General features: G+C 58.2%; 3 protein-coding genes. 1 reads left to right on the forward strand and 2 read right to left on the reverse strand.

The annotated features are described in order from the left end of the window. On the forward strand, nucleotides 1-334 hold a 334-nt coding region (locus CW742_RS10185), incomplete at its 5' end, for a hypothetical protein (protein WP_292420002.1). A gap of 48 nt (nucleotides 335-382) precedes the next feature. Here the strand turns inward: CW742_RS10185 and CW742_RS10190 are convergent. Then, nucleotides 383-574 (reverse strand): type II toxin-antitoxin system HicB family antitoxin, encoded by a 192-nt coding sequence (locus tag CW742_RS10190; protein ID WP_292420005.1) that lies wholly within the window; start codon nucleotides 572-574, stop codon nucleotides 383-385. Nucleotides 575-650: 76 nt separating this feature from the next. Further along, the coding region (locus tag CW742_RS10195) for an Eco57I restriction-modification methylase domain-containing protein (RefSeq protein WP_292420008.1) at nucleotides 651-2,648 on the reverse strand (1,998 nt) is incomplete at its 5' end.

Below are 2,648 nucleotides of genomic sequence, written 5' to 3' on the forward strand. Positions count from 1 at the left end.
TGTTCCTTCTCGTCGGCAGGGTCAGATTGGTATAAGGGACAGGGAAAAGAGTCTCTCAAAAAAGCCCGTAAAATGCCCGGATGGGAAAAAGGACAAAGGTCACTTTTTTGTGGAGTGGAAGTGTGGTCCACGCCAATGGAGATACGCGATTTTTGGAATTCTTTTTCACAATGCGGCGATTTTTGCCCCTCTTCAACCTGCAAATTGGCGGGCGTCCGGCGCTCCCTTTTTTTGGACGTATTTCAGGAGGTCCGTAAAAAGCCGCTGCCCGGCGGCTTCTGTGACCGTTTTAGAGGGGGGCAGGTTAAATAAGAGTGGTGAACTTCCTTTATAAAGGGTCAAGAGATCCCTTTCACGACGGGGACTGGGACTCAGGCACGCCTCACTCGGCAGGGATCTTATCCCCATGAGCCCGCAGGCACTCAAGGTAGAGCTCGATCGCTTCTTTGGCCATGGTGATGGTTTCGTCTATAGAATCCCCAAAGGTAACACACCCGGGAAGTGTGGGAACAATTGCGGTGTACCCGCCTTCAGGTTCTTTCCGGAGCAACACCCGGTAATCACTCTGGTCCATGATCCCTATCCTCTTTTCTAAGGTTTGTCCCCGATGGTTAAACTCTTCTCTGGAAAGTAATAGATGTGCCACGGTCTCAGGAGGTGCTCCCCTCAACTACCGCAATCTCCTCAGCCGTCAGCCCGTACAGCTCGTACACCAGCGCATCGATCCGGACATCCGTTGCATCGATCTCCTGCTGCACGAGCCGGCGCTCCTGGTCGGTTTTGGCCTTGGGGAGATATTCGCAAAGTGATATCATCTGCGAGACCAGCAGAATGATCTTTTCATGAATTTTTTTCTCTGAAAATGTTTCATAGTCCGGGACGATGACCGGAAATTTCCCGATCGCTGCCGGGCTCAGATGATACCCGCGGTCTGTGTACGGGCAGATGTGCATGACAATGAACCGGCCGAGCGTCGAGTTCAGGATCGCCACCAGATACGGATCGTTCCGGAGAATTGCTGAGAGCATACGTGCAATGGCAAATGCACCTTTGGAATCAAGACAGAATGCCGGGCTGTGCTGGTATGAGGCGAAAATAATTTTCGGTAATGGTTTTTCCGGAAGGAAATTTTCCTGCATTTTTTCCTGCGCACGTCCCGGCTCTGGCTCTTCATGATGGACACGCTGACCGGACACGCTGACCGCGGTTTCTGATCCGCCTTCCAGGTACTGCGCCAGTGCCCGGCATTTCCGGATCTTGCTGCTCCCCGACCCGGCGATCAAAAACCGCGATGGTTTCACCGGCACATAGCGCCGGATATCTGCCGGGCAGAGAAGGGGGAGGAAAAAGCGCCGCGCCCACCAGGCATTCTTTGTCAGCCTGCTCCGCATCTGCCGGTCAACAACCAGGGGATTGTCCACGACAGCATGCGCCCCCGTCCCCATCTCCCCCATGACGTACTCTTCAAGAAGCGTCCCTTGTGCCCGGATCTTCTCTAAGACTTTCACTGTCCGGGTGTCCTCCAGCCGCCATCCCCCGTCATCCAGCATCCGCTGGTCGAGCCGGAAGTCGTTCCGGCCCATAAAAAAATCCGGAGAGACCGTGAAGGGATCGCGAGGCTGCTGGTTGTCAAGCACGAGCAGAATGACAGGGATGTCCCCTTCCGGTAGCGCCCGCGTCCTTTGGGTGCTCACAATCTGCCGGATCTGCCACCCGAGCAGGAAGCGGCGGAACGGACGTGCAGGTTCTGATCGCAGAAATGTCCCGGGTACGAGGGCGGCGATTGTCCCACCGGGCCGGAGGAGCGAGAGCCCGCGCTCGATGAAGTACCCGTACAGGCCGGCCGAAGCAGCATAACTCGCGTAATGCGTCTGGAAGTACTCCTCCCGGGCCTTCACGGCAAACGGACGGTACGGCGGCGGGGCGCCGATCACCGCATCGAATCCACCCTCCGCCATCACTTGAGGGAAGGCGACCCGCCAGTCAAACGCGTTCACGCGCCGGCGTTCTTCGGCATTGAACGGGAAGACCGGCTTTTGGGAAAAATAGTCCGGCGCGATCAGGGCATTCCCGCACCGGATGGTTTCCGTGAGGATCGTACATGCAGCCCTCACCTGGTCCGTTGCGGGCGCCGGAAGACCGGCTTTCCGGCACTCCCCGATGAATGCAAGCAGGAGGACAAGGCGGGCAGCGCTCACGGATTCCGGGTCGATATCGGTGCCGAAGACCGATGAACAAAGGACTTCCAGCAATTCCGGGCAGGACAGCGCCCGGTCGTTTCGGCCTTGTTGTTTCTGGACACGGTTGCGAAACAGTGCAAGAAGAAAGAGCCCGGCTCCGCAGGCCGGGTCAAGGACACGGATCTCCCGCATCCCCGCCGGGGCGCTCCCGCTTCCGTTCCGGACAGCACTTGTTACCACCTGTTCAACAACGTCCTGCGGGGGAATATCGACAGTCCCGGTATAGAGCAGCGCGGATTTCCCGGCCCGGGCAACACGGTACCCCTCTCCCACCTGCAGGCGCGTTGCAACAAAATGATCGAGAACCGCTGCAAGATCCCGGGGCGGGACTCCCGTTCCCGGGGCGGGAAGATCCGCACGCTCCAGCTGGTGGCTCGCGCTGCGTGGCGGCGCGGCCGTGGACGGGGG

The sequence above is a fragment of the Methanoregula sp. genome (genome assembly GCF_002835825.1).
GTDB lineage: Archaea > Halobacteriota > Methanomicrobia > Methanomicrobiales > Methanospirillaceae > Methanoregula.